Source organism: Provencibacterium massiliense, assembly GCF_900169495.1.
GTDB classification, from domain to species: Bacteria; Bacillota; Clostridia; order Oscillospirales; family Ruminococcaceae; genus Harryflintia; species Harryflintia acetispora.
The window spans coordinates 1,682,216-1,708,417 of the sequence record NZ_FWCH01000012.1 but is presented as its reverse complement, the minus strand read 5'-3'; the positions used below and the strand labels follow the sequence as shown (position 1 = coordinate 1,708,417).

Annotated in this window: 28 protein-coding genes; 21 read left to right on the top strand and 7 right to left on the bottom strand. The window is 59.7% G+C overall.

All coding sequences use genetic code 11. The annotated features are described in order from the left end of the window. Window positions 1–8 precede the first annotated feature (8 nt). From cls to B5477_RS13275, 5 genes are all read left to right on the top strand, one after another. Window positions 9–1,535 carry a cardiolipin synthase gene (gene cls, locus B5477_RS13295; protein ID WP_079700499.1) on the top strand — a complete coding sequence of 509 codons (1,527 nt, stop codon included), beginning with the start codon at window positions 9–11 and terminating at the stop codon, window positions 1,533–1,535. Between the two features lie 59 nt (window positions 1,536–1,594). Continuing rightward, window positions 1,595–2,425 carry a putative ABC transporter permease gene (locus B5477_RS13290; protein ID WP_079700128.1) on the top strand — a complete coding sequence of 277 codons (831 nt, stop codon included), beginning with the start codon at window positions 1,595–1,597 and terminating at the stop codon, window positions 2,423–2,425. A gap of 27 nt (window positions 2,426–2,452) precedes the next feature. Continuing rightward, window positions 2,453–2,710, top strand: coding sequence for a TfoX/Sxy family protein (locus B5477_RS13285; RefSeq protein WP_079700127.1), 258 nt, complete (start codon window positions 2,453–2,455; stop codon window positions 2,708–2,710). A gap of 203 nt (window positions 2,711–2,913) precedes the next feature. Next, entirely contained in the window at window positions 2,914–3,180 is a 267-nt protein-coding gene (gene rpsO / locus B5477_RS13280) for a 30S ribosomal protein S15 (RefSeq protein ID WP_147651030.1), read from the top strand. Between the two features lie 219 nt (window positions 3,181–3,399). Next, window positions 3,400–5,508: a polyribonucleotide nucleotidyltransferase gene (locus B5477_RS13275; protein WP_079700126.1), complete on the top strand. Its 2,109-nt coding sequence runs from the start codon at window positions 3,400–3,402 to the stop codon at window positions 5,506–5,508. Window positions 5,509–5,558: 50 nt separating this feature from the next. Here B5477_RS13275 and B5477_RS13270 read toward each other — a convergent pair whose 3' ends face one another. After that, window positions 5,559–6,422 carry a hypothetical protein gene (locus tag B5477_RS13270; RefSeq protein WP_079700125.1) on the bottom strand — a complete coding sequence of 288 codons (864 nt, stop codon included), beginning with the start codon at window positions 6,420–6,422 and terminating at the stop codon, window positions 5,559–5,561. A gap of 137 nt (window positions 6,423–6,559) precedes the next feature. Further along, window positions 6,560–6,862, bottom strand: coding sequence for a helix-turn-helix domain-containing protein (locus B5477_RS13265; RefSeq protein ID WP_079700124.1), 303 nt, complete (start codon window positions 6,860–6,862; stop codon window positions 6,560–6,562). A gap of 351 nt (window positions 6,863–7,213) precedes the next feature. Here B5477_RS13265 and B5477_RS13260 point away from each other — a divergent pair, with 351 nt between their 5' ends. The 11 genes from B5477_RS13260 (at window position 7,214) to B5477_RS13210 (ending at window position 20,132) form a co-directional block, all read left to right on the top strand. After that, complete coding sequence (locus tag B5477_RS13260; protein WP_079700123.1) at window positions 7,214–7,396, top strand: hypothetical protein; 183 nt, start codon at window positions 7,214–7,216, stop codon at window positions 7,394–7,396. A 475-nt stretch (window positions 7,397–7,871) separates the two neighbouring features. After that, the gene (gene nuoE, locus B5477_RS13255; protein ID WP_079700122.1) at window positions 7,872–8,372 is read left to right on the top strand and encodes an NADH-quinone oxidoreductase subunit NuoE; all 501 of its coding nucleotides are present in this window, start codon (window positions 7,872–7,874) and stop codon (window positions 8,370–8,372) included. A 6-nt stretch (window positions 8,373–8,378) separates the two neighbouring features. Continuing rightward, window positions 8,379–8,933 carry an ATP-binding protein gene (locus B5477_RS13250; protein WP_079700121.1) on the top strand — a complete coding sequence of 185 codons (555 nt, stop codon included), beginning with the start codon at window positions 8,379–8,381 and terminating at the stop codon, window positions 8,931–8,933. Between the two features lies 1 nt (window position 8,934). Next, on the top strand, window positions 8,935–9,306 hold the full coding sequence (locus B5477_RS13245; protein WP_079700120.1) for a (2Fe-2S) ferredoxin domain-containing protein: 372 nt from the start codon (window positions 8,935–8,937) through the stop codon (window positions 9,304–9,306). Between the two features lie 12 nt (window positions 9,307–9,318). After that, window positions 9,319–11,106, top strand: coding sequence for an NADH-quinone oxidoreductase subunit NuoF (gene nuoF / locus B5477_RS13240; RefSeq protein ID WP_079700119.1), 1,788 nt, complete (start codon window positions 9,319–9,321; stop codon window positions 11,104–11,106). A gap of 17 nt (window positions 11,107–11,123) precedes the next feature. Further along, window positions 11,124–12,878 carry an NADH-dependent [FeFe] hydrogenase, group A6 gene (locus tag B5477_RS13235; protein ID WP_079700118.1) on the top strand — a complete coding sequence of 585 codons (1,755 nt, stop codon included), beginning with the start codon at window positions 11,124–11,126 and terminating at the stop codon, window positions 12,876–12,878. 342 nt (window positions 12,879–13,220) lie between these two features. Continuing rightward, on the top strand, window positions 13,221–15,173 hold the full coding sequence (glgB, locus tag B5477_RS13230) for a 1,4-alpha-glucan branching protein GlgB (protein WP_242942203.1): 1,953 nt from the start codon (window positions 13,221–13,223) through the stop codon (window positions 15,171–15,173). Further along, entirely contained in the window at window positions 15,170–16,384 is a 1,215-nt protein-coding gene (locus B5477_RS13225; RefSeq protein WP_079700116.1) for a glucose-1-phosphate adenylyltransferase, read from the top strand. The genes glgB and B5477_RS13225 overlap by 4 nt, the downstream gene beginning before the upstream one ends. Next, window positions 16,384–17,505, top strand: coding sequence for a glucose-1-phosphate adenylyltransferase subunit GlgD (gene glgD / locus B5477_RS13220; RefSeq protein ID WP_079700497.1), 1,122 nt, complete (start codon window positions 16,384–16,386; stop codon window positions 17,503–17,505). The genes B5477_RS13225 and glgD overlap by 1 nt, the downstream gene beginning before the upstream one ends. 101 nt (window positions 17,506–17,606) lie before the next feature. After that, the gene (glgA, locus tag B5477_RS13215) at window positions 17,607–19,277 is read left to right on the top strand and encodes a glycogen synthase GlgA (RefSeq protein ID WP_079700115.1); all 1,671 of its coding nucleotides are present in this window, start codon (window positions 17,607–17,609) and stop codon (window positions 19,275–19,277) included. 114 nt (window positions 19,278–19,391) lie between these two features. Continuing rightward, window positions 19,392–20,132: a hypothetical protein gene (locus tag B5477_RS13210; RefSeq protein WP_132085288.1), complete on the top strand. Its 741-nt coding sequence runs from the start codon at window positions 19,392–19,394 to the stop codon at window positions 20,130–20,132. Between the two features lie 50 nt (window positions 20,133–20,182). Here B5477_RS13210 and B5477_RS13205 read toward each other — a convergent pair whose 3' ends face one another. Further along, window positions 20,183–21,079, bottom strand: coding sequence for a LysR family transcriptional regulator (locus tag B5477_RS13205; RefSeq protein WP_079700113.1), 897 nt, complete (start codon window positions 21,077–21,079; stop codon window positions 20,183–20,185). Window positions 21,080–21,188: 109 nt separating this feature from the next. On the opposite strand from B5477_RS13205, the gene B5477_RS13200 reads away from it, so the two are divergent. Continuing rightward, the gene (locus B5477_RS13200; protein WP_079700112.1) at window positions 21,189–21,764 is read left to right on the top strand and encodes a chromate transporter; all 576 of its coding nucleotides are present in this window, start codon (window positions 21,189–21,191) and stop codon (window positions 21,762–21,764) included. Beyond that, window positions 21,764–22,330, top strand: a complete 567-nt coding sequence (locus B5477_RS13195; RefSeq protein ID WP_079700111.1) for a chromate transporter — start codon at window positions 21,764–21,766, stop codon at window positions 22,328–22,330. The genes B5477_RS13200 and B5477_RS13195 overlap by 1 nt, the downstream gene beginning before the upstream one ends. A gap of 257 nt (window positions 22,331–22,587) precedes the next feature. Here B5477_RS13195 and B5477_RS13190 read toward each other — a convergent pair whose 3' ends face one another. From B5477_RS13190 to B5477_RS13175, 4 genes are all read right to left on the bottom strand, one after another. Next, window positions 22,588–23,289 (bottom strand): HAD family hydrolase, encoded by a 702-nt coding sequence (locus tag B5477_RS13190; RefSeq protein WP_159449056.1) that lies wholly within the window; start codon window positions 23,287–23,289, stop codon window positions 22,588–22,590. Between the two features lie 30 nt (window positions 23,290–23,319). Then, entirely contained in the window at window positions 23,320–24,081 is a 762-nt protein-coding gene (locus tag B5477_RS13185; protein WP_341456001.1) for a TSUP family transporter, read from the bottom strand. Window positions 24,082–24,382: 301 nt separating this feature from the next. Further along, window positions 24,383–24,655 carry a spore coat protein gene (locus B5477_RS13180; protein ID WP_079700109.1) on the bottom strand — a complete coding sequence of 91 codons (273 nt, stop codon included), beginning with the start codon at window positions 24,653–24,655 and terminating at the stop codon, window positions 24,383–24,385. Window positions 24,656–24,671: 16 nt separating this feature from the next. Next, entirely contained in the window at window positions 24,672–24,857 is a 186-nt protein-coding gene (locus tag B5477_RS13175; protein ID WP_079700108.1) for a spore coat protein, read from the bottom strand. A 185-nt stretch (window positions 24,858–25,042) separates the two neighbouring features. Here B5477_RS13175 and B5477_RS13170 point away from each other — a divergent pair, with 185 nt between their 5' ends. Genes B5477_RS13170 through B5477_RS13160 form a run of 3 tightly spaced genes read left to right on the top strand, consistent with a single transcriptional unit; the run spans window position 25,043 to window position 26,118 of the window. Beyond that, a complete protein-coding gene (locus B5477_RS13170) occupies window positions 25,043–25,246 on the top strand; it encodes a helix-turn-helix transcriptional regulator (RefSeq protein WP_079700107.1) in 204 nt (67 codons plus the stop codon). Further along, complete coding sequence (locus tag B5477_RS13165) at window positions 25,243–25,683, top strand: hypothetical protein (RefSeq protein ID WP_079700106.1); 441 nt, start codon at window positions 25,243–25,245, stop codon at window positions 25,681–25,683. Before B5477_RS13170 ends, B5477_RS13165 begins: the two co-directional genes overlap by 4 nt. Window positions 25,684–25,698: 15 nt before the next feature. Then, window positions 25,699–26,118, top strand: a complete 420-nt coding sequence (locus B5477_RS13160; protein WP_079700105.1) for a fungal specific transcription factor domain-containing protein — start codon at window positions 25,699–25,701, stop codon at window positions 26,116–26,118. Window positions 26,119–26,202: the final 84 nt, after the last annotated feature.

Sequence of the window (26,202 nt, the reverse complement as noted above, 5' to 3'; positions counted from 1 at the left end):
TTTTAGTGATTAAAAAACTTCTCAAATTTTTAACCAGCCGCATGGTGATCGTGGCGGTGCTGATCCTGCTGCAGATGGCCTTCGTCGTCAACCTGGTCGTCTACCTGTCCTCGGCCTCGGTCTACGTCTACTCCCTGCTCGAGCTGGTGAGCGCCGCCTCGGTGATCTGGCTGGTGTCCAAGAACGAAAACCCCTCTTACAAGCTGGCTTGGGTCATTTTGATCATGGCCTTCCCCATCGTGGGGATCGTCTTCTACCTGATGTTCGGCGACAAGCGCATGAGCAAGGGGCTCAGCCGCAAGATCGAGGGGTACTACAAGGATATCCTCCCCTTTGTGGAGGAGCAGTCCCACAAGGGGGTGGGCCGCTCCCTGGGCGAGGAGGATGCGTTTCTGGGCCGGCAGGCGGCCTACATCACCCGGATTTCCGGCGCGCCGGTCTTCCAGAACACCTCGGTGCAGTACTGCGAGCTGGGAGAGGTCAAGTTCCGCTACCTGCTCGAGGAGCTGCAGAAGGCCAGGCATTTCATCTTCCTGGAGTATTTTATCATCGAACCAGGGAAGATGTTCGGCGACGTGCTGAAAATTTTGCAGCAGAAGGTGCGCGAGGGGGTTGAGGTGCGTCTGATGTACGACGACCTGGGCTCGATCCAGACGGTGCCGCCGGGGTATGACAAGGTGCTCGCCTCCTCCGGGATCCGGGTCTGCGTCTTCAACCCCTTCCGCCCGCATGTCAACTCGGTGCTCAACTACCGCGACCATCGCAAGATCTGCGTGATCGACGGGAACGTCGGCTTCACCGGCGGGATCAACCTGGCGGACGAGTACATCAACGCCTATCAAAAGCACGGGCACTGGAAGGACACCGCGGTCATGCTCAAGGGCGAGGCGGTCTGGAACCTGACGCTGCTCTTCATGCAGCTGTGGTGCTTCTCCACCGGGGACGAGTTCGACGTGGAGCGCTACCGCCCCACCGTCGAGGCAGAGAGCGACGGGTATGTGCAGCCCTTTGGCGACTCGCCGCTCGACTCGCTCAACGTGGCCGAAAACGCCTATATGCAGATCATCAACGGCGCGACAAACTATGTCTATATCACCACCCCCTACCTGATCCTGGACAATGAAATGCTCGGCGCCCTGACCCTCGCCGCGCAGAGCGGGGTGGATGTGCGGATCATGACCCCGCATGTGCCGGACAAGTGGTTCGTCCATCCGGTCACCCGCTCGTTCTACCTGCCGCTGATCAAGGCGGGGGTGAAGATTTACGAGTATTCCCCCGGCTTTGTGCACGCCAAGATGTTCGTGGCGGACGACAAGGTCGCCATCGTGGGGACCACCAACATGGACTACCGCAGCTTTTACCTGCATTTCGAGTGCGGGGTCGCCTTCTACTTCTCCAAGGTGGTCGGGGCGGTCAAGCAGGACATCCTCGATACCCTGCAGCGCTGCGAGCTGATCACCGAAAAGAAGGCGGGCGCGCGCTGGTATGTCCGCCTCGGGCGGGCGCTGCTGCGCATCTTCGCGCCGCTGATGTGACAAAAGGACGGGGCGGCCGGGAAGGCCCTTTGATTTCAGCTTGACAGAGGGAAGGATCCATGTTGGTTGCAGCAAATTTAATTCTCAGCTTTTGTATTTACAGCTTTCTGGGCTGGCTGTGTGAGACGGTTTATTGCTCGCTTCCGAAGGGGGAGCTGGTCAACCGCGGCTTCCTCTCGGGGCCGTTCTGCCCGGTTTACGGCTTTGGCGCTCTCTTGGTCGTCTACCTGCTGCGCCCCTTCGCGCGGCTGCCCGTCCTGCTCTTTCTGGCAGCGGTGGTCCTCACGAGCGCGTTGGAGTACGCCACCGGCTACCTGCTCGAGCGGCTCTTCCATACCAAGTGGTGGGACTACTCCAAGCGGGCCCTGAACCTCCACGGGCGGGTTTGCCTGCGCAACTCGCTGCTCTTCGGGCTGATGGCCTCCTTTGTGGTCCTGCTGCTCGATCCGGCGGTGCAGCGGCTGCTTTTGCGCCTGCCGGAAATACTCTCGCTTCTGCTGGCCGCGGCGATGGTCTGCTACTTCACTGCCGATACCGTGGGCACGGTGCGGGGGATACTCTCACTGCAGGAGCACCTCGAGAAGCTCGAGGCGCTGCGGGAGGAAATCAGAGAGAAGACAAGGCGCTACCACGAGGAGTTCGAGCAGAACATTCTGGAGCGCCGGGAGGAGTTGGCCGAAAGCCGGCAGGAGCGCCGGGAGCAGATGCAAGCGAGGATCGACGCGCTCACCCGGCAGCTCTCGGGGATGCGCTTGAGCAGCCGCCATATCCACCGCAGGCTGCTGCGCGCCTTCCCGGGGATGCGCTCGCAGCGCCACCAGGGCGGGCTTGAGCAGATGCGCGAAGCGCTCGAGGAGCTGCGGTGCCAAAGAAGGGAAAACCAGAAATAGGTCACAGGAAGGGAGCGGAGGTTTAAAATGGGCGAACTGGCAAAGCTGCCGAACATCAGCAAGGTGAATGAGGAGAAGCTGCTTGCCGCCGGGATCGACACGCCCGAGCGCCTGCGGCAGCTCGGCAGCAGGCGGGCCATCGAGCTGGTGCGCGCCAGCAGCGACCCGGGCGCATGTGTCAATATGCTCTATGCGCTGGAGGGCGCGATCCGCGGGGTGCGCTGGCACGACCTGCCAAAAGAAGTCAAGGATGAGCTGAAGGCGTTTCACCGCACTCTGCGGTGAAACGGGGCATAAAGCGCCGCTGCCGGCGCATACTTTCTGTGGAATATTTTGAAAACTTGCTTTACAAACGGATAGCGGTATGCTAAACTATCATTTGTATGACCGTTTTCTCAGAACAGGGGGTAAGTCTGCATTCAGACGGCACACCTCTGGCCCTGTTCTTGGATTACCGGCAAATATTTAAAAATGAGGTGCAATCCATCATGATGAGAAAAGAAGAGAAGCTGGAAGTCATCCAGCAGAACGCCACCCACGAGGGCGACACCGGTTCCCCCGAGGTGCAAATCGCGATCCTGACCAAACGGATCAACGACCTGCAGGAGCATTTCAAGGAGCACAAGAAGGACCACCATTCCCGCCGCGGGCTGCTGCGGATGGTCGGCCGCCGGCGCAACCTGCTCAACTACCTGATGAAAAAGGATATTAACCGGTACCGTGCTCTGATCGCGAAGCTCGGCCTGCGTAAATAGTCTTTCGTGCCAGAAGGCAGGAGCGGCCTTAAGCCGCCCTGCCTTTCTACGCATCTTACGCGGCCAAGAAACTTGTACCCGCCAGGCGGAAAGGGCGTCCATTTAGCAGTGAATCGGACCCCCGGAACCCTCGGAGGCCGGATTTATTGCTAAATCCCCCTGCCGCCTGCAAAACAGCGCGCGAGTGATCGCGTCGATAAACGAACAGGAGGCAAAAGAATGTTTGAAAATCACAAGGTCTATAAGACCACCTTTGCCGGTCATGAAATGACCTTTGAAACCGGCATGATGTGCGGGCTGTCGAACGGCAGCTGCCTGGTGCGCTACGGCGAGACCACCGTACTGGTCAACGTCACCGCGTCCAAGAAGCCGCGCGACGGGATCGATTTCTTCCCGCTCTCGGTGGACTTCGAGGAGAAGCTTTACGCCGTGGGCAAGATCCCCGGCAGCTTCATGCGCCGTGAGGGCCGCCCGACCGAGAAGGCGATCCTCGCCTCCCGGATGGTGGACCGCCCGATCCGCCCGCTCTTCCCCAAGGATATGCGCAACGACGTCTCGGTGGTGATCACCGTGCTGTCCGCCGATCCCGATTTCTCGCCCGAGGTATGCGGCCTGTGCGGCACCTCGTTTGCCCTCTCGATCTCGGACATCCCCTGGAAGGGGCCGCTGGCCGGGTGCAACGTAGGGTTGGTGGACGGTGAGATCATCGTCAATCCCAACGAGGCGCAGCGCGAGAAGACCGACCTCGACCTGACCGTGGTGGCCTCGGCCGAAAAGATCGTGATGATCGAGGCGGGCGCCAACGAGGTCGAGGACGAGACCATGCTGTGCGCGATCGAGACGGCGCACGCCGAGCTCAAAAAAATGGTCGCCTTCATCGCGGACGTGCAGAAGGAGATCGGCAAGCCGAAGTTCAGCTTCGAGAGCAAGGAAGTCCCGCACGAGATGTTCGACGCGATTTCGGACTACGCCCGCGAGAAGGTGGCCGAGGCGCTGCTTTCGGACGACAAGAACGTCAGGGATCAGAACCTCGCGCCGGTGATCGAGGACATCCATGCGAAATTCGATGAGGAGTACCCCGAGCAGGGCGCGATCATCGACGAGGCGATCTATAAGCTGCAGAAGACCGTGGTGCGCGACTGGCTCAAGCAGGGCAAGCGGGTGGACGGCAGAGGCCTCGATGAAATCCGCCCGCTCAACGCGCAGGTCGGGCTGCTGCCCAGGGTCCACGGTTCGGGCATGTTCACCCGCGGCCAGACCCAGGTGCTGACGGTGGTGACCCTCGGCCCGGTATCCGACGCGCAGATGCTCGACGGGATCGACAACGAGGACACCAAGCGCTACATGCATCAGTACAACTTCCCCTCCTACTCGGTGGGTGAGACCCGGCCGAGCCGCGGCCCGGGCCGCCGCGAGATCGGGCACGGGGCGCTCGCCGAGCGCGCGCTGCTGCCGGTCATCCCGCCGGTGCAGGAATTCCCCTACGCGCTGCGCCTGGTCAGCGAGGTGCTCTCCTCGAACGGCTCGACCTCCCAGGGTTCGATCTGCGCCTCCACATTGGCGCTGATGGACGCGGGCGTGCCGATCAAGTCGCCGGTCGCGGGCATCTCCTGCGGCCTGATCACCGATGAGGACGGCAGCTGGATGACCATGGTGGACATCCAGGGTCTGGAGGACTTCTTCGGCGACATGGACTTCAAGGTGGGCGGCACCGAGAAGGGCATCACCGCCATCCAGGTCGACATCAAGGTGGACGGCCTGACCATCGATATCATCCGCGAGGCGTTCGAGAAGACCCGCAAGGCGCGCATGCACATCCTGAACGACGTGATGCTGCCGGTGATCCCGGAGCCGCGCGCCGAGCTTTCCAAGTACGCGCCCAAGATGCTTTCGCTGAAGATCGACGTGGATAAGATCCGCGAAGTGATCGGCGCGGGCGGCAAGGTGATCCAGAAGATCTGCGCCGAGTGTGACGTGAAGATCGACATCGAGGAGGACGGCAGCGTCTTCGTCTCGGCGATCGACATTGAGAACGCCCGCCGCGCGATCAACGTGATCAATACGATTGTCAACGATCCCGAGCCGGGCACGCTCTACAAGGGCAAGGTCACGCGGATCATGACCTTCGGCGCATTTGTGGAGATTGCTCCGGGCAAGGAGGGCCTGTGCCACATCTCGAAGCTGGAGGACCACCGTGTGGAGAAGGTAGAGGACGTGGTGAACGTGGGCGACGAGATCGTGGTGATGGTGACCGAGATCGACCCGCAGGGCCGGATCAACCTCTCGCGCAGGGACGCGCTCAAAAAACTATCGGAAATGAAGCAATAAGGATAAGAAGAAAGGGCCATTTGTCTTGCGGCAAATGGCCCTTTTTAAATTTAGTCGTAGATTTCCGCATCAAACCACACCCTAGCATCACGAACAAACGATAATCTACCTTGATATGGAATTAGTAAATCGTCTCCCAATATTGTAAATTCAACCATGTACTCTTTTGACTCTATTGAAATCGAAGAGGTCTTTTTCATATTCCCATATGACAGTTCATTTAAATATATATTAGAATTTAATGTGCCTATCATGGTTACAACAGGAGCTGCCCTCATGGGTTCAAAATATACGACTACAAAGTCCTTTTCGCGGGTCGGTCCCCCGCCAACTACTGGCCAAGAAATAGGGCCAAAGCATTTAAAATATCGGGATACTGTCAGCATATCACTAGAATTAAACGGTAGAGGTTCCTCTAGATTTGCACCCAAAACTACGTCTCCATAACGAATCGTTCCTGCCCACTCGAATGTCTTTTCAAAAATAACCGGCCCGGAAATAATGAACGTCTCTGCGGTGAACGCTCCATTGATGATGCAGCCTCGCGTAGCAGATCTTCCTTGATATAGATCTGCTTGTTCCGCCTCTATCACCTGTTGGATGGTAACACCGGAGGGGATGTCCCAACCCCCAGAAGCGTTTTTGAGAATGGTGGTGGTTCCGTTGGCAGATTTAGCCCTCCAACGGTCGGCGAAATAAGTCCATTTGTCGGAAGTAACGATATAGCTTGACTGCCCGCGCTGGTTGATGATCAGATATGGATTGATCAGAAGACTTCTGAGGCCGTAGGGTGAACTCCAATGAGTAAGTATTTGATCCAGTAATGCATTGTCGGCGTTAAAGTCCTCCATGGTAGGCTTGTCGGATAAAGACCATTGATTTAGACCCAGTGCGGTCTTATTTGCACTTGCCATTGTTTTTCCTCCTCAAAAATAGCGGTCACTAAGGAAGGAAAACTTAGTATATATTAACCATTCCAGTTAATTTTTTTACACAATTAAACAAATTCAAACGACCGATCAACCAACATTCTAAATGAAAGGGGGTTCCCCTAAAAAGCCTGCTCCCCGGCAGCGGAATCCTCCTCGGCGGCGGAATCCTCCCCGGCGGCGGAACCCTCCCCGGCGGGGATGTAGCGGAAGATTTCGCCGGGCTGGCATTCGAGCACGTAGCACAGGCGGGCGACGAAATCGTGGGAGAGCTTTTTTATCTTGTCCTGGCGGTAGTGGCGGAGCTGTTCGGGACGGATTCGGGCGTATTCGCAGAGCTCGGCATCGTTGGTGCCCTGCCTGCGCATGACCTCGTCGGGGTCGAAGATGATGTGGCCGCAGTCGGCACGTTTGTGAGCGCACATGGGGATACCTCCTTTTCGATTTGAATGGTACAGCCCCTGAGCAGGGCCAAGAGCTCGAGCAGGGCAAAATAATAGGAACCGTAGAGCCTAAAGGGTTTTCTTTTCAAAATGCTGCCCTTTTTTTTGATTTGCTCAATATATTGAGCTTAAATTTCTTTATATTCCCATATACTAGACTCAAATGCAACTGATATTGAGCAAAAGGTTTGGTAATATGAATAAGATTCGTCAAGATATAAATATTGGCTCTAATTTGAGGCGGCTAAGAAAGATCAAGAAGCTCACCCAAGAGAAAGTTGCAATAGAAATGCAGCTAGCGGGTTGTAAAATTACACGCAAGGAGGGGAAACGATGAGCCCGGTTACCAGTCCGTTAAAAGAAAAAGTCAGCATCACATTGGATAGCGATGTTGTAGATAAAATTACCCAGTACGCCCGTATGGACGGAAGGAACTTTTCGCAGTACATAAATTTTGTTCTTATGCGGCACATCTGCGCAGTGGAGAAAAGACAGAATGAAAAGAAAACCCTTTAGGCTCTACGCTTCCTATTATTTTGCCCTGCTCGAGCCCAAAGGGGCGCCTCCCCCTTGGTACCCTCTTGTTAAAAACGCGGGCTGAGCATTTTCGTGTTGCAAACTAGTCCTTTCGCGAATAGGCGGCGGCAGTTTGCCGCCGCGGGCTGAGCTTTGCCGCCCGTACGCTAGTCCTTTCGCAAATAGGCGGCGGCAGCTTGCCGCCCGCCCAAGGGTCGAGAACCCTTGAGAACCCCTTGATTTCTGACTTCATCTGGTAAATTATTGGGGCTTTTTCCTGAATTTTGCCAAAGATTGTAGATTCTTTAACAAAAATCCTCCCGTTTGGCTAGGTTTTATGAAAATTTTAACGCGTTTTCTCTTTCTTACCATAGACTTTACAAGACCATTTCTGTTATAATGATTTCGTAAGAGCGGTCGCTTTGTTAAATTTTTGACACGGCGGCCTGTATTCTCGCAAGGAGGTAATTCAGATATGGCAAACACCATCAGTTCCATCCCGTTCTCCGGCACAAAAGAACAGGAGGAGCAGCTCAAACAAGCGATTGCCGCGCATAAGGACCAGCAGGGTGCGCTCATGCCCGTCCTGCAGGAGGCGCAGGAAATCTATGGCTACCTGCCCATCGAGGTGCAGAAGATGGTCGCCGATGGCCTCGGCATCCCCCTCGAAGAGGTCTATGGCGTCGCAACGTTCTATGCCCAGTTCACCCTCAACCCCAAGGGCAAGTACAAAATCTCGGTCTGCCTGGGCACCGCCTGCTACGTCAAGGGCTCCGGCGACGTCTATGCACGCCTGTCTGAGGCGCTCGGCATCAAGGGCGGCGAGTGTACCGCCGACGGTAAGTTCTCCCTCGAAGCCTGCCGCTGTATCGGCGCTTGCGGCCTGGCCCCCGTCCTTACCATCAACGACGAGGTCTATGGCAGACTTAAACCCGACGACGTGGATGACATCCTGGCGAAATACGCGGACCGTTAACCGCCTATGATGCAGGAACTTTCGCTCAACATCCTGGATGTTGCGCAGAACTCGGTCAAGGCCGGCGCGTCCCTCATCACCATTGCCGTGGAGGAGGACGAGCAGGAGGACCTCTTGATCATTGCCATCGGGGACAACGGCTGCGGCATGACGCCCCAGCAGGTGGATCGGGTGACCGACCCGTTTTATACCACCCGCACCACCCGGAAGGTGGGGCTGGGCGTTCCGTTTTTGAAAATGGCCTGCGAAATGACGGGCGGTTCCTTTGACATCCGCTCACAGCCCGGCGTGGGCACCACCGTGACGGCACGGCTTGGATTACATAATATCGACCGTACCCCGCTTGGGGACGTCGCCTCCACCGTCACCTCCCTGATCCAGTGCAATCCCGACATTGACTTTGTTTACTCCCATAAAACCGCGGCGGGGGAGTTTGCGGCCGATACCCGGGAGTTTCGGCAGGTCCTCGAGGGAATCCCCTTGTCCGCCCCCGAGGTGATCGGGTTCATCAAAGAGTATATCCTCGAACATTTAAATGAAATCCAAGGAGGAACCATCTGATATGAAAAGCTTAGCAGAGTTACAGGCGTTGCGGGATAAGATGAAGGGCAACATGGGCATCCGCGATGAGGACGATGCGTCTATCCGCGTCGTGGTCGGCATGGCCACCTGCGGGATCGCCGCCGGCGCGCGCCCGGTGCTCCAGGCGTTCACCGACGAGGTCGCCAAGCGCGGGCTGCAGAACGTGGCCGTCGGGCAGACCGGCTGCATCGGCATCTGCCAGTATGAGCCGGTGGTCGAGGTGTTCATGCCCGGCCAGGAGAAGGTCACCTATGTCAAAATGACCGCGGAGAAGGCAGTGCAGGTGGTAAACGACCATCTGGTCAACGGCAACGTGGTTACCGAATATACCATCGGCGCGAACGCGAAGTAAGGAGGAAGTGCGATGTATCGTTCACATGTGCTTGTCTGCGGTGGTACCGGCTGTACCTCTTCCGGCAGTGAGCAGATTATAAAAACGCTGGAAGGCGAGCTCGAAAAAACCGGGCTGCAGAATGAAATTAAGGTGATCAAGACCGGGTGCTTCGGCCTGTGCGCGCTGGGCCCGATCATGATCGTTTATCCCGAGGGCGCCTTCTATTCGATGGTCAAGCCCGAGGACATCCCGGAGATCGTCTCCGAGCACCTCTTGAAGGGCCGGATCGTGACCCGCCTGCTCTATCAGGAGACCGTCACCGAGGATACCATCAAGAGCCTCAACCATACCGATTTCTATAAGAAGCAGAAGCGCGTCGCGCTCAAGAACTGCGGCGTGATCGACCCCGAAAACATCAACGAGTACATAGCTTACGACGGCTACCAGGCTCTGGGCAAGGTCCTCACCGAGATGACCCCCGAGCAGGTGATCGACACCATCAAGGCCTCCGGGCTGCGCGGGCGCGGCGGCGCGGGCTTCCCGACCGGGCTCAAGTGGAGCTTCGCGGCCAAGAATGACGCCGACCAGAAATACGTCTGCTGCAACGCCGACGAGGGCGACCCGGGCGCGTTCATGGACCGCTCGATCCTCGAGGGTGACCCGAACGTCCTCATCGAGGCAATGACCATCGCCGGCTACGCGATCGGCGCCTCCCAGGGCTACGTCTACGTGCGCGCCGAGTACCCGATCGCGGTCAAGCGCTTGCAGATCGCCATCGACGAAGCGCGCGAGATGGGCTTCCTCGGCAAGGACATCTTCGGCAGCGGCTTTGACTTCGACCTCGACATCCGGCTGGGCGCCGGCGCCTTCGTCTGCGGCGAGGAGACGGCCCTGATGACCTCGATCGAAGGCAAGCGCGGCGAGCCGCGGCCTCGTCCGCCCTTCCCGGCGGAGAAGGGCCTGTTCGGCAAGCCCTCGGTCCTCAACAACGTCGAGACTTATGCCAACATCCCGCAGATCATCTTAAACGGTCCCGAGTGGTTCAGCTCGATGGGCACCGAGAAGAGCAAGGGCACCAAGGTGTTCGCGCTCGGCGGCAAGATCAACAACACCGGCCTCGTCGAGGTGCCGATGGGCACCACCTTGCGCACCATCATCGAGGAGATCGGCGGCGGCATCCCGGGCGGCAAGAAGTTCAAGGCCGCCCAGACCGGCGGCCCTTCGGGCGGGTGCATCCCGGCCGAGCACATGGACATCGAGATCGACTACGACAACCTGCTCTCCATCGGTTCGATGATGGGCTCGGGCGGCCTGATCGTCATGGACGAGGACACCTGTATGGTGGACATCGCAAAGTTCTTCCTCGAGTTCACCGTGGACGAGAGCTGCGGCAAGTGCACCCCCTGCCGGATCGGCACCAAGAGGATGTATGAAATCCTCGACAAGATCTCCAAGGGCAAGGCGACCATGCAGGACATCGACCGCCTCGAAAAGCTCGCCCATTACATCAAGGACAACGCATTGTGCGGCCTCGGACAGACCGCCCCGAACCCGGTCCTGTCCACCCTGCATTTCTTCCGCGACGAATATGTGGCCCACATCGTAGAGAAGCGCTGCCCGGCGGGCGTGTGCAAGGATCTGCTCAACTTCTACATCCGCGAGGACAAGTGTAAGGGATGTACCCTCTGCGCGAGAAACTGCCCGGTCGGCGCGATCAGCGGCAACGTCAAGGAGCCGCACATCATCGACCGCAGCAAGTGCATCAAGTGCGGCGCTTGTATCGAGAAATGTAAGTTCGGCGCGATCGAGAAGCATTAAAGGAGGTCAACCGCAAGATGGAAATGGTGAATATAAAAATCAACGGTATGCCGCTCAGCGTGCCGAAGGGTACTACGATCCTCCAGGCGGCCAAGCAAAACGGGATCGACATCCCGACGCTGTGCTACCTGAAGGACATCAACGAGATCGGCGCCTGCCGCATCTGCGTGGTCGAGGTCAAGGGTGCGCGCAGCCTGGTGGCCGCCTGCGTCTACCCGGTGGCCGAGGGGATGGAGGTCGTCACCAACTCGCAGAAGATCTACGAGTCCCGTAAGATGACCCTCGAGCTGATCCTCTCCAACCACGAGAAGACCTGCCTGTACTGCGTGCGCAGCGGCAAGTGCGAGCTGCAGAAGCTCTCGCTCGAGTACGGCCTCGGCGATCCGACCGCCTGGGCCGGCGCCAACACCAAGTACGACATCGACGAGAGCGCCGCGCACATGTGGCGCAACAACAATAAGTGCATCCTGTGCCGCCGCTGCGTGGCGGTCTGTAAGGCCAACCAGGAGGTCGGCGTGATCGGCGCCAACGAGCGCGGCTTCGACACCCACATCGGCTGCGCCTTCGAGCTCGATCTGGCCGAGACCCCCTGCGTCTCCTGCGGACAGTGCATCACCGTCTGCCCGGTGGGCGCCATCGGCGAGAAGGACGACACCGCGAAGATCCTCGAGGCGCTGCGCGACCCGGCGAAGCATGTCGTGGTCCAGACCGCGCCCTCCATCCGCGCCACCCTCGGCGAGGAGTTCGGCATGCCCATCGGCACCAATGTGCAGGGCAAGATGGCCGCGGCCCTGCGCCGCCTGGGCTTCGATAAGGTGTTCGACACCGACTTCGGCGCCGATTTGACCATCATGGAAGAGGCCAACGAGCTCGTCGAGCGGGTGAAGAACGGCGGCAAGCTGCCGATGATCACCTCCTGCTCCCCGGGCTGGATCAACTTCTGCGAGATGTACTATCCCGACATGCTGGAGAACCTCTCCAGCTGCAAGAGCCCGCAGCAGATGTTCGGCGCGATTGTCAAGACCTGGTACGCCGAGAAGAACGGGATCGACCCGAAGGACATCGTGAGCGTGTCGGTCATGCCCTGCACCGCAAAGAAGTTCGAGATCGGGCGGGACGACCAGTCCGCCGCCGGCGTGCCGGACGTGGACATCGCCATCACCACCCGCGAGCTCGGGCGGATGATTAACCAGGCGGGGATCGACTTTGTCAACCTGCCGGACGAGGACTTCGACAACCCGCTCGGGATCGGCTCGGGCGCCGGGCATATCTTCGGCGCGACCGGCGGCGTGATGGAGGCGGCGCTGCGCACCGCCACCGAGTGGATCACCGGCGAGAAGGCCACCACGCTCGAGTGGAACGACGTGCGCGGCACGGCGGGAATCAAGGAAGCCAGCTACAAGGTGGGCGATCTTGAGGTCAAGGTTGCCGTCGCCAGCGGCCTTTCCAACGCCCGCAAGGTGCTCGACGCGGTCAAGAGCGGCGAGAAGGATTACACCTTCATCGAGATCATGGCCTGCCCGGGCGGCTGCGTCAACGGCGGCGGCCAGCCCATCCAGCCCGCCTCGGTGCGCAATTTCACCGACCTCAAGGCGCTGCGCGCCAGCGCCCTCTACGGCGAGGACAAGGACATGGAGCTGCGCAAATCCCACGAGAACCCGGCCATCCAGGAGCTTTACAAGGAGTTCCTCCAGAAGCCCGGCAGCCACACGGCCCACAAGGTGCTGCACACCAGCTACAAGCCGCGTGAGAAGTTTGCCTACAAGAAATAAAAGGACCTTCGGGCCCCCGCTTCGGCGGGGGCCTTTTCTTGCGCTCAAAGGAATTTATTGGGAATTCGGGCTTTGATTTTGACATATTCGACACCCTGCCGCGAGTATAATGGAATATCGGACGGGCCTGCAGGGGGCCTGCCGTGTCTGCCCGAGGCGGGCAAAGGGCCGGCCGGGGCGGCGGGCTAATCTGGAAATGACTTGAAATTAATGTGTATAGATTATACAAATATCATAACAATTATTAACACTATATTTACGAAAATGACGAAAAAGTGGTTGAAAGAGAACTGGAAAGATGATATGATAAGGACACAGCCAGAAAAAGGAGATGTGATGACGATGGGCAAGAGTAAGGATGAAGGCAGAATTTACCTGTTTCATCAGGGAACCTACTACAATGCCCATGAATATATGGGCGCGCATCCCGCCCGCCGCCGCGGGAAGGACGGATGGGTCTACCGCGTCTGGGCGCCCAACGCACTGGCGGTTTCGGTGGCCGGCGACTTTAACGGATGGGACCCGCTGGCCGCCCCGATGAAACGGGTCAGCGAGGGGGGCATATACGAGCTCTTCCTGCCCGGGGGCGAGCAGGGGCAGAACTACAAGTTTTGCGTGACCACCGCCGAGGGGGAGGAGCGCTACAAGTCCGACCCCTACGGCTACTACTTCGAGCGGGAGATCGGCGGCGCTTCCAAGCTCTACGACCTAGAGGGCTACCGCTGGCGGGACGGGCGCTGGATGGAGCAGCGCGCCCAGGGCAATCCGGTCGCGAAACCGATGAACATCTACGAGCTGCACCTCGGCTCCTTCAAGCGCACCGGGGACGGGGAATTTCTCTCCTACCGCGAGCAGGCCAAGGAGATCGTGGAATACGTCAAGGGGATGGGGTACACCCACATCGAGCTCATGCCGGTGAGCGAATACCCCTACGACGGGAGCTGGGGCTACCAGGTGACCGGCTACTACGCCCCCACCTGCCGCTACGGCGAGCCGAAGGACTTCATGTACTTCGTGGACTACTGCCACCGCCACTCGCTGGCCGTGATCATCGACTGGGTGCCCGCCCACTTCCCCAAGGATGCGCACGGGCTCTACCGGTTCGACGGCGGGCCCTGCTACGAGTACGCGGACGAGCTCAAAAGCGAGCACAAGGAATGGGGCACCATGGTCTTCGACTATGGCCGCGGGGAGGTCGAGAGCTTCCTCATCTCCAACGCGATGTTCTGGGCCAAGCAGTACCACATCGACGGGATCCGGGTGGACGCGGTGGCGTCGATGCTCTACCTCGACTACGGCCGTCAGGGCGGGCAGTGGCGGCCCAACGAAAAGGGCGGCAAGGAGAACCTGGAGGCGATCGCCTTTCTGCGCAAGCTCAACGAGGCGCTCCTTTGTGAGAACCCGGGGCTGCTGATGATCGCCGAGGAATCCACCGCCTGGCCGCTGGTGACCCGGCCGCCCTCGGTGGGGGGGCTGGGCTTCAACTTCAAGTGGAACATGGGCTGGATGAACGACATCCTGCAATATTTTTCGCTGGACCCGATCTTCCGCAGCTACAACCATGACAAGCTCACCTTCCCGATGTTCTACGCCTTCTCGGAGAATTTCGTTCTCCCCATCTCGCACGACGAGGTGGTGCACGGCAAATGCTCGATGATCTCCAAGATGCCCGGCGAGTACGAGCAGAAGTTCGCGGGGCTGCGGGCCTTTTACGGCTATATGATGTCCTTCCCGGGCAAGAAGCTCCTGTTTATGGGGCAGGAGTTCGGGCAGTTCATCGAGTGGAACTACACCCAGGAGCTGGACTGGAGCCTTTTGGAGTACGACGGCCACCGCGGGCTGCAGGCCTATGTGCGGGAGCTGAACCGCTTTTACCAGAAGACCAAGGCCTTCTGGGAGATCGAGCAGAGCTGGGACGGCTTCCAGTGGACGGTGCCGGACGACAGCCGCCAGTGCGTGATCAGCTACCGCCGGATCGACGAGGCGGGGCACGAGGTGCTCGTTGTCTGCAACTTCACGCCGGTCAAGCGGGAGCATTACCGGATCGGGGTGCCAAAGGCCAGGGCCTATACCGAAATCCTCTCCTCGGACGAGGAGCGCTTCGGCGGAGCCGGGCTGCGCAACGAGAAATACCTCCTCTGCGAACCAATCCCGATGCACGGCAGCGACTACTCGATCGAGCTGACCTTGCCGCCGCTGAGCACCATCTATCTCAAGGGGCTGCGCCGCCTGCCCAAGGACGCGCCGGCCGCCCTGCCAGACACATCAAAAACCTCTAAGGGGGACAACATATGAATTACAAAAAGGAATGGATCGCCATGCTCCTGGCGGGCGGCCAGGGCAGCCGGCTCTACGCGCTGACCCGGCGGCTGGCGAAGCCGGCGGTGCCATACGGAGGGAAATACCGGATCATCGATTTCCCGCTCTCCAACTGCGTCAACTCGGGGATCGACACGGTGGGGGTGCTCACCCAGTACCAGCCGCTGGTGCTCAACGAGTACATCGGCAACGGGCAGCCGTGGGATCTGGACCGGATCAGCGGCGGCGTCTTTGTCCTGCCCCCTTATCAGAAGAGCTCGGGCTCGGACTGGTACACCGGCACGGCCAACGCCATCTATCAGAATATCTCGTTCATCCAGCGCTACGACCCCGAGTATGTGGTCATCCTCTCGGGCGACCACATCTATAAGATGGACTACTCCAAGATGCTCGCCTACCACAAGGAGAAGGAGGCGGACGCCTCCATCGCGGTCATCAAGGTCCCGATGGAGGAGGCCTCCCGCTTCGGGATTATGAACGCCTACCCGGACGGGAAGATCTACGAGTTCGAGGAGAAGCCGCAAAACCCCAAGAGCGATCTGGCCTCGATGGGGATTTACATCTTCACCTGGAAGAAGCTCAAGAAATACCTCGAGGACGACGAGGCGGATCCGATCTCCCAGAAGGACTTCGGCAAGAACATCATCCCGGCCATGCTGGATGCGGGCGAGCAGATGTACGCCTATCCCTTCGAGGGGTACTGGAAGGACGTGGGGACCATCGACAGCCTGTGGGAGGCCAACATGGACCTTTTAAATCCCAACGTCCCGCTCACCCTCTACGACCCGCAGTGGAAGATCTTTTCGCGCAACCCGGTCATGCCGCCGCATTACATATCCCCCTGCGCCAGGGTGCAGAACTCGATGGTGACCGAGGGGTGCTTTGTCGAGGGGATGTGCGACTTCACCATCCTCTTCGCCGGGGTCACGGTGGAGCCGGGCGCGGTGGTGCGCGACAGCATTATCATGCCGGGCTCGGTCATCAAGGCCGGCGCGGTGGTGGAATATTCAATCATCGCCGAGAACGTGACGATCGGCGAGGGCGCCCGGGTGGGGGCCCGGCCCGAGGACACCCCGGATAAGGAAAACTGGGGGATCACCGTCGTCGGAGAGCAGGTCAGCATTTCTCCCGGGCAGGTCGTACCCGCAAAGGCTATGATGGAATACTCGGCAAAGGGGGAGAAATGATGATCAGTGAAAAAACTTTGGGAATCGTATTTTCCAATATGCACGACCACATGCTCTCCGAGATCACGGAGCAGCGCACCATGGGCTCGGTCCCCTTCGGCGGGCGCTACCGGCTGATCGACTTTGTGCTTTCCAACATGGCCAATTCCGGCATATCGGATGTCGGGGTGATCACCAAGAGCAACTACCAGTCCCTGATGGACCACCTGGGCACCGGGCGGGAGTGGGACCTCACCCGCAAGCGCGGGGGGTTGAGCATCCTGCCCCCCTTCGGGCATGCGAGCGCCGGGATCTACCGCGGGCGGCTCGAGGCGCTCTCCGGGGTGCTGACCTATATCAAGCACAGCGACGCCAAGTATGTGATCCTCGCCGACTGCGACGTGGTGGCCAACATCGATTTCTCCGAGATCATGAAGGCCCATATCGAGAAGGCGGCGGACATCACGGTGGTCTATAAGCGGGACACGGTGGCCGACGAACAGGTGATGGACACCACCGTCCTGCGCCTGGATGAAAACAACCTGGTCAACGAGGTGCTCATCCATCCGCCGGTGCAGGGGGAGGACAACATCTACCTCAACTTCGCCATTGTCGCCAAGGATGCGCTCGAAAAGCTGATCACCGAGGGGACGAGCCGCAGCGTCTACAGCTTCGCCAAGGGCGTGCTGCAGGACAAGTGCAACAAGATGCGCATCTATGCCTGGCAGTTTGACGGCTACTGCACCAAGATCAACAGCATCAGGAGCTACTATAAGGCGAATATGCAGCTGCTCGACCCGCAGGTGCGCGCCCAGCTCTTCCCGCGCGAGCGGCCGATCTACACCAAGGTGCGCGACGAGGTGCCCGCAAAATATGGGCTGAGCGCCGAGGCGGGCGGCAGCATGATCGCCGACGGGGCGATCATCGACGGCACGGTGGAGAACTCGATCATCTTCCGCGGCGTGCACATCGGCAAGGGCGCGGTGGTCAAAAACTGCATCCTCATGCAGGATACGATGGTCAGCGAAAACGTCTCGCTGGACCATGTGATCACCGACAAGAACGTGGTCATCCGAGCGGGACGCACCATGGTGGGGCCGGAATCCTACCCGGTCATCATCGCCAAAAACAGCATCGTATAGTTTAACTCGTGCGGCCCCGCCGCACCCGGCCGGCCGCAGGGGGCTTGCTCCTCTGCGGCCTTGCCTGTGGGAAGGGGACGCTGACAGGGAGGAATGACTCTATGAAAATTTTGTATGCGGCCAGTGAGGCGCGCCCGTTCATCGCCTCGGGGGGCTTGGGCGACGTCGCCGGCTCGCTGCCGGGGGCGGTGAGCGCCTGCGGGCAGGACTGCCGGGTGGTGATCCCGCTCTACGGCGACATCTCGTCCGAGCAGCGCGCCGGAATGCGCTTTCTCTGCGACTTCACGGTGAACCTCGCCTGGCGGCGGCAGTACTGCGGCGTGTTCGAGGCGCGTCAGGGCGGGGTGACCTATTACCTCATCGACAACGAATACTACTTCCGCCGGGGCGGGCTCTACGGCTTTTACGACGACGGCGAGCGCTTCGCCTTCTTCTCCAAGGCGGTGGTCGATATGCTCGCGCACATCGACTGGACGCCCGACGTCATCCACTGCAACGACTGGCAGACGGCGATGATCCCGGTCTACCTCAACAGCTACTACCGCAGCGAGGAGCCCTACCACGGCATCAAGACGGTCTTCACCATCCACAACATCCAGTACCAGGGGCAGTATTCCGCTGAAATCATCGAGGATGTGCTGGGGATTTCCAAGAGCTATGCGCGTACCCTGATGTACGACGGGTGCTGCAACATGATGAAGGGGGCCATCGAACAGGCCAATGCGGTGACCACCGTCAGCCCGACCTACGCATATGAGATTCTGGACGAGTGGTACGCCCACGGGCTGGACCGCTTCCTGCGCGAGCAGCGCTACAAGCTCAGCGGGATATTAAACGGGATCGACACCCATTTCTACGATCCGGCGGGCGACCAAAACCTCTATATGAACTACGACCGGGATAGCGCGCTTCAGGGCAAGGCGGTAAACAAGCAGCGCCTGCAGCAGGAGCTGGGGCTGAGCCAGAACAGCGACTCTATGCTCATCGGGATCGTCTCGCGGCTGGTCTCCCACAAGGGCGTGGACCTGATCAAGTACATCTTCGGTAAGATCATCGAGGAGGGGATGCAGGTCGTGGTCCTCGGCACGGGGGATTATATCTACGAGAGCTTCTTTGGCGAGATGGCGGCCCTCTATCCGGACAGGGTGGCGGTGCGCATCGCCTTCGATCCGGCGCTGGCCAGCAAAATCTATGCGGCCTCGGATATTTTCCTCATGCCCTCGAAGAGCGAGCCCTGCGGCCTCTCGCAGATGGTGGCCCTGCGCTACGGGGCCATCCCGGTGGTGCGCAAGACCGGGGGGTTGGCCGATTCGATTACCGACATGGGGGACGAGGGGGGCAACGGCTACACCTTCGCCACCTACAACGCCCACGATATGTTCGGGGCGGTCAAGCGCGCGCAGGCGCACTATTATGACAAGCCCGCCTGGGAGGCGGCCGTGCAGCGCGCGATGGAATGCGATTTCAGCTGGCGCAAGTCGGCCAGGGCCTATACTTCGCTCTATGCCTCGCTGGCCGGGGTAAGCGAGGAGGAGGTCGAGCGGGCCATCCACGAGCGGGAGAAGAGCCTGGAAGCGAGCAATTCTCCCCAGGCGATCCAGCCGTTGGGAAAGCCCGCCGGGAACAAGAAGCCCGTGGGGTCCCCGGCCAAAAAGCCCGCCGCCAAGAAAGCGGCCCCGGCGCGGGAGAAAGCGCCCGCAGCGGAAAAAAAGTCTACCAAGGCCCCGGCGAAGAAGACAACTCCCAAGGACAAAGCCAAACAAGGCGAATAGCGGTATTCCAAGGGCCCCGGCATTGCGCCGGGGCCCTTGCTTTTTTTTGGAGGGCCGGTATAATGTTTTTTATAGGGCTTGGGACCGACCGGCCTGCAGGAAGGGGAAGAGAGCGTGAAATCGTACACCCGGCGGATACCGCGGAACAAGACGGTGGAGCTCAATGAAAACAGCAATGCGCTGGACAAGTTCAACCATACCTTTTACCGTGTGGCCCAGGAGCTGACGCCCTGGGGCTTCATCCGGGGCAGGGCCATCCGGCGGGAGCTGCTGCTGCGGGGGAAGGCTTTTACCTTCCGGGTGTATTTCCGTTGCAACGGGGCGAGCACCCTCAAGTTTGGCGTCTATGTGAACATCTTCTCCGACCGGCTGGCGCAGTGGCACCGGGAAAACTATGCCGACACCAATCATCAGCTGGAGGCCGGGAATGTGCTCACCCTGCCGCTGCGCGCCCTGGTGGACGGAGGGGAGAGCGAGCGGTTCGACGTCACCTTCGAGGTGGAGCGCGAACGGGTGATCCGCTCGATCGTCGACCAGGTCACCGAGGGGCTCTATCCCTTCCTCGAGCGGTTTGAAGAGGGGCTCATCGGGCTGGTGGACCAGGTCGCGCGGGAGGGCTTTGCCCCGCAGGCGGGGTTCGTCACCAACCTCAATTTCCTGCTCTGCTTCGGCAACGCCAAGAAGGCGCAGCAGGGGATGGAAAACTTTTTGCGGGCCATGCCGGAGTATCGCGCGCTCTATGAGGAATACCGGCGGGAGGACCCGCTCAACTTCATGATTTCAAAAGGGGAGTACGGGTTGATGATCAAGGAGATCCTGTATAACCACATCGAAATCGACTTTACGCAGCTCTGACGACAAGAAAAAAGGGCCGCCGCACCGGCTTGTGCGGCGGCCCTTTCCCGTCAGCGGAAATCGTCCATCGGCGCGGCGCCAAGCTCCCGCACCAGCGCGATAAACGCTTGCGCCGCACCGCTTAAGGCTTTGCTGCGGTGGCGCAGCAGCTGGAACTTGCGGCGCAGGTCCAGCCCCTCGATGGGGACGCGCACCAGCGTGCCGCGCGCGAAATCCTGCCGCAGCAGCGCCGCGGGCAGCACCGAGACCCCCAGCCCCGTGCGCACGGCGTTGACGATCGAGCGGGTATTGATGCTCTCCCACATCGGTTCCAGGCGCAGCCCCTTGGTGAGCAGCGCGCTGTCGAACAGCTCGCGGGTGCCGCTGCCCCGCTCCCGCAGCAGCCACCGCTCGTTCCCGAGCTCCTGAAGGGTAGCCCGTCCGCGCAGGGCAAAGGGATGCCCCGGCGGGCAGACCAGGGTCAGTTCGTCGTCCAAAAATGGTTCGGCCTCAATCTGCGGGGTGTGGACCACCCCTTCGATCAGGGCGAAGTCGATCCCGTTTTGCAGCAGCCTTTCCTCCAGCGTGCCCGAGTTTTCGATGGTCACCTGCACCCGCGTGCCGGGATACCGCTCCTCGAAGGCGCGCACATACCCCGGCATGAGGCAGGTGCCGATGGTCACGCTCGAGCCGATGTGCACCCGCCCGAGCCCGTCCCCGTGCACGGTGCGCTCGGCCTCGCCGAAGAGGGCGGTGATCTGCCGCGCCAGGGAGAGCAGGCGCTCCCCCTCGGGGGTGATGTAGAGCCGGCGGGAGAGCCGCTCGAAGAGCGGGACGCCGTAATACTGCTCCAGCTCATGGATCGCCAGGCTGACCGCCGGCTGCGCCAGATAGAGGCGCCGCGCCGCGCGGGTGACCCCGCCGCAGTCGCAGACCGCAACGAATATTTTCAGATGCCGCAGGGTCATGGACGTCCCCTCAAATCATAATAAAATCAATATGAATCTGATAATATTATACTATTATAATTATGAAGCCGCAAGGCGTATAATGGAAGAAGCAGAGAGGAAGGAACATATGAACGAGACCAAGAATCTAAAGTTTTACTTAAAATTGTTTTCCTCCACCTTCACGCTGAGCGCCTTTACCTTTGGGGGCGGGTATGTCATCATCCCGCTGATGCGCAAAAAATTCGTGGAGCAGTACGGCTGGATCGAGGAGGAGGAAATGCTCGATCTGACGGCGATTGCCCAGTCCTCCCCCGGAGCGATGGCGGTCAACGCCGCGATCCTGATCGGCTACCGGTTGGCGGGGGTGCCCGGCGCCCTGCTCACCGTGCTGGCCACAGTGCTCCCACCGCTGATCACCTTGACGGTAATCTCCTGTTTTTATACCGCCTTCCGGGACAGCCGGGCGGTAAGTGCCGTGATGAAGGGGATGCAGGCGGGGGTGGCGGCGGTGATCGCCGATGTGGTGGTCACCATGACCCAGGCGGTGGCGCGCGAGCGCAGCGTGATGGGGTGGCTGATCCTGTTCGGGGCCTTCTTCGCCTCCACCCTGCTGGATGTCAACATCGTGCTGATCATCCTCTGCTGCGGGGTGCTGGGCGCGGCGCGCACCCTCTGGCAGCACAGAAGAAAGGGGCGGGCATGATGTTATATCTCCAGCTCTGTTGGAGCTTTTTTCAAATCGGCCTGTTCGGGATCGGGGGCGGCTATGCCGCCCTGCCGCTGATCCGGCACCAGGTGGTGGAGCTGCACGGGTGGCTGACGATGGGGGAGTTCGTGGACGTGATCACCATCTCCCAGATGACCCCCGGCCCGATCGCCATCAACGCGGCCACCTTCGTCGGCACCAGGATCTGCGGGCTGCCCGGGGCGATCGTGGCCACCATCGGCTGCGTGACGCCCTCGATCATCATCGTTTTGACCCTCGCTTATTTTTACTATAAGTATAGAAACCTAAATTTAATACAGGGGGTGCTGAGCGGGCTGCGCCCGGGCGTGGTCGCGCTGATCGCCTCGGCCGGGCTTTCGATCATCCTGCTCGCCTTCTGGAAGGACGGGGTGTTCTCCCTGCTGCCGTCGGACATCGACTTTTGGGCGGTGGGGTTGTTTGCCGCCTGCCTGCTGGTGCTGCGGCTGCGCAAGCCCAATCCCATCTACGTCATGCTGGGCGCCGGGACGGTGGGGGGACTGATCTATTATTTCCTGACGTAAAGGCAATGCCTTTACAGCAAAAAAGAGCCGGGGCCGCAGAAAGGGCGCGCCTTTTTTCTTCAGGGCGGGGGTTGACGCTGCGCCCTTCTCAAAGTATTGAAAGCTGAGCTTCCAATACTTCCATATGGGTGCTCCCGGAAGGGGCCCCCTTCTTTTTTTTGACGGAGGCGGCGTTGCGCCCCCCAAAGTATGGCAGACTTTGTCTGCCATACTTCCTTATGGGTGTGCCGGAATCTGCGGCCCCGGCTCCTTTGGGTTCAAAGCGTCAATAGCTCCTGCAGCCGGGTGATCGTGTAGGTGGGCGCCAGCCCCTCTTTGGATGGGCGGCCCGCCGGATTCAGCCAGCAGCTGTCCATCCCGCAGGCGCACGCGCCCTTGATATCGGTGTGCAGCGAGTCCCCGACCATCAGGCAGTCCGAGGCTTTGGCTCCGAGCAGCCCCAGCATCTTTTGAAAGAAGCGGGGATCGGGTTTTATGTAGCCCAGCGCCTCTGAGATGAAGAGACGGTCGAGATACCCCATTAGCGGCTCTATGCGCACCTGCTGGGTCTCGATCAGCCCATTGGTGGCCGCGGCGAGCCGGCAGCGCCGCGACAGGGTTTGGCAGACTGTGACTGCGCCCGCCACCGGCTCGCGCTCCCGGGCGAAGTAGGAGAGAAACCGCGCGCGGCCCTCTTCCCCGTCAAAGGGGAGCTCCAGCCGCTTGGCGAAGCGGGCAAAGAAGTCCTGGAGATACCGCCGGTAGCGCGGATGGTAATCGTCCAGCACCGCCGGGTCGCAAAGGTCCCGCAGCCCGCTGCGCGCCCACTCGTCCCAGGAAATATCTAAAAGTTCATCAAAAAGGGCGTCGTCCATCGGCAGGGCGTAGTCGGCGAGAATCCGGGCAAAGACGTTCCGTTCGGCTTTTTGATAGTCGATCAGGGTGTCGTCCACGTCAAAAATGATATAGCGGTAATGCAAACTTCCGCCCTCCTTTCTTGGGATTATACCTTACCCCAGGACCAGCTTGATAAAGAGCAGGGCCAGCACGACCAGCACAACCGGGCGCACCGCACGGTAGCCCCTTTTGAGCACGATCCCCGCGCCGATGTAATGCCCGGCGATCGAGAAGGCGGCGGCGCACAGCCCCAGCGGCACGACCACCTTGCCGCTCAAAAGAAAGACGGTGAGCGCGGCGAGGTTGGAGGAGAGGTTGACCACCTTGGTATAGGCGCTGGATTGGCGCACCCCGAGCTTGCAGAGCCCCATGAAGAGCAGAAGCAGGAAGGTGCCGGTTCCCGGCCCGTAGAAGCCGTCATACCCGCCGATCACGAAGGCGATCCCGCTCATGGACGCGGCCAGCCGGGCGGTGGAATAGGGGGACTCCTCGGCCGCGGGCGCCCGTTTGTTGGAGAGGACCACCACCGCCACCACCGGCAGTACGAAAATCATCAAATTGCGCAGCAGTCCTTCGTCGGCCAGCAGCGCGAGGTTGGAGCCGCAGACCGACCCTATCAGCGCGAAGGCGATGGAAAGCAGCGCCAGCAGCGGGCGGATCGGCATATTCCGGCAGTAGCGCACGGTCGAAACCACCGTACCAACGGCGGAGGAGAGCTTGTTGGTCCCCAGCGCCAGATGGGGCGGAACCCCGGCGATGAGATAGGCCGGCAGGGAGATCAGCCCCCCGCCCCCGGCGATCGAATCCACCACCCCCGCCAGAAAGACCAGAGGGCAGACGATCAGGAACATGTTCAGCGAGGTTTCCAAATCCAACACTCCCCATCCTGCGGGCCTGAAAGGCGGCCCGCTCAAAACGCTTGCATCTTAGCACAAAACGCGGGAGCTGTAAAGCAGCGGACCCCATCTGGGGGGATATGTGATTGGCTGGGATATTGGGATTCTTAAGGGCCTTCGGCCCTTAAGTGGAGGTTTGGAGGCTTTGCCTCCAAACCTTTTTTCTTTCCCAAAAGGGGAAACTGCGCGCAGCGCAGCGCGGTGGGGAAAACCCCGGGATGGGCTTTTCCCACCGGATAAAACAAGGCCCCATCCGGTGCGGATGGGGCCTGCGGGCATTTTAGTTTTGTGCAAGATATTTTTGCTTGGCCTGGTTGATCTTGCTCTGGTCGGCAGCGGTGGTTTGATACCAGCCGCGCTTTTGCATCTCGATGAATATCTCGTGCTGGATCTGGTGCTCCTCGCTGAGCAGGTTCATAAACTCGCTCTTGAGCGCGGGGGTGGAGCACTCGTTGGCGAAGGTGTTGTACCCCTCGGTGACGAATTTCTGGGAGGAGAGCGCGTCGTCCATCATTTCCTTGTCCCCGAAATTGGGGCTCTGGGGCAGGTTCATACTGGTCCCTTCCTTTCTAGCCCAGCTGGTTCATCAGCCGGTCAAAGTGGTTCTGGTGCTTGGCGGCGATCTGCTCGCACTTCATTTTGATCTGCGGATCGGTTGAGGTCTGGGAGTACATCTGGTACTTCTTGATGAGCAGCTGTTCGACCGAGAGCTGGTCCTCGATCGCGCTCAGCTCCTTGCTGGTCAGTTCGGCCATGGGCCCACATCCTTTCATAATTCCTTGCGGGTCTTATTTTTTGCAGCCGCCCTGTAAAATATTCCTGAATAATAAATGTAAAACACACTTGACATAAAATGTAAAGCCTGCTATACTACAAATGTAAAGTGAATTTGACAAACATGGTGCATGGATAGAAGCTCGGGAAAGGGATGGGCATTAGAATGGAAAACCGGATCGGGGAGCTGCGCCGGCAGCGAAAGATGACCCAGGAGGAGCTGGCGCTGGCGACGGGGGTGACCCGGCAGACGATCATCAGCCTGGAGGGAGGGCGCTATAACCCTTCGATCCTGCTGGCGCACAAGATCGCGCAGGTGTTCGACAGCCGGATCGAAGAGGTCTTTATCTTTGAGGAGGACGAAGCATGAAAAAGAACGTATTGTGGATTTCGCTTTGCTATCTCGCGGCCGGGCTGCTCTGCGCGCTTGCGGCGGCGCTCGCCGAAGGAAAGGCTTCAGGACTTCTGGCGGGCTTTGCGGGCGCGGGGATCGGCGCCGGCGGAGTGCTGCTGTGGAAATACGTCTACTGGAGCAGGCCGCAAAACGCGCCGCGTTACCGGGAGAGGGCCCAAAGGGAGCGGATCGAACAAAAAGACGAGCGCAACGAACGGCTGCGCGACAAGGCTGGGCGGTATACCTACCTTTTGGGGCTGCTCGTCCTTGCGCTGGCCGACGTGACCTTCGCCATCCTGGATGCGACAGGCGCCTACGAATGCAAGGGGCTGATCCTGTTTTCCGGCTTCCTGCTGCTCTTTCTCTATATCGCGGGCATTGTGATCTACCGCAGGCTGAAAGCACATTACTAATTGGGGGGATTGAACATGAACCGTTTTGTAAAACGCAAGCTGACCTTTGCCGTTGTTATTTTAGTCCTGGGCCTCTGCGTGTTGGCGAGCAGCTGGCTGCTGCCGCAGGGCGCGGGCCCGGTCGGGATCGTCGCGGGCTTCGGCTTCGGCTGGACCGCAATCGGGGTGCTTAGGCTGCTGCAGGCGCTGGGCTATTACCGCGATCCGCAGCGGGCCGCCAAACTCGAAACCTGGGAGAAGGAGGAGCGCACCCGCTTCATCCGGGAAAAATCTTATGCGATGGGGTTCTATGTCGGGATTTTTGGCTGCGGGATCGGGGTGCTGCTCGCGGCGTATTTGGGTGACGAGAAGCTCGCCGACACGCTGGCGATGGTGGTTTGCGGGATGCTGATTGCCATGCTGGGGGCTTGGCGGTACTTTCAGAAAAAATATTGAACCTGGCCATACGAAAAAGATGACCGTTAGTAAAGGTTACTAACGGTCATCTTTTTGCAGATATAGGGAAAGAGCGGCGGGGAT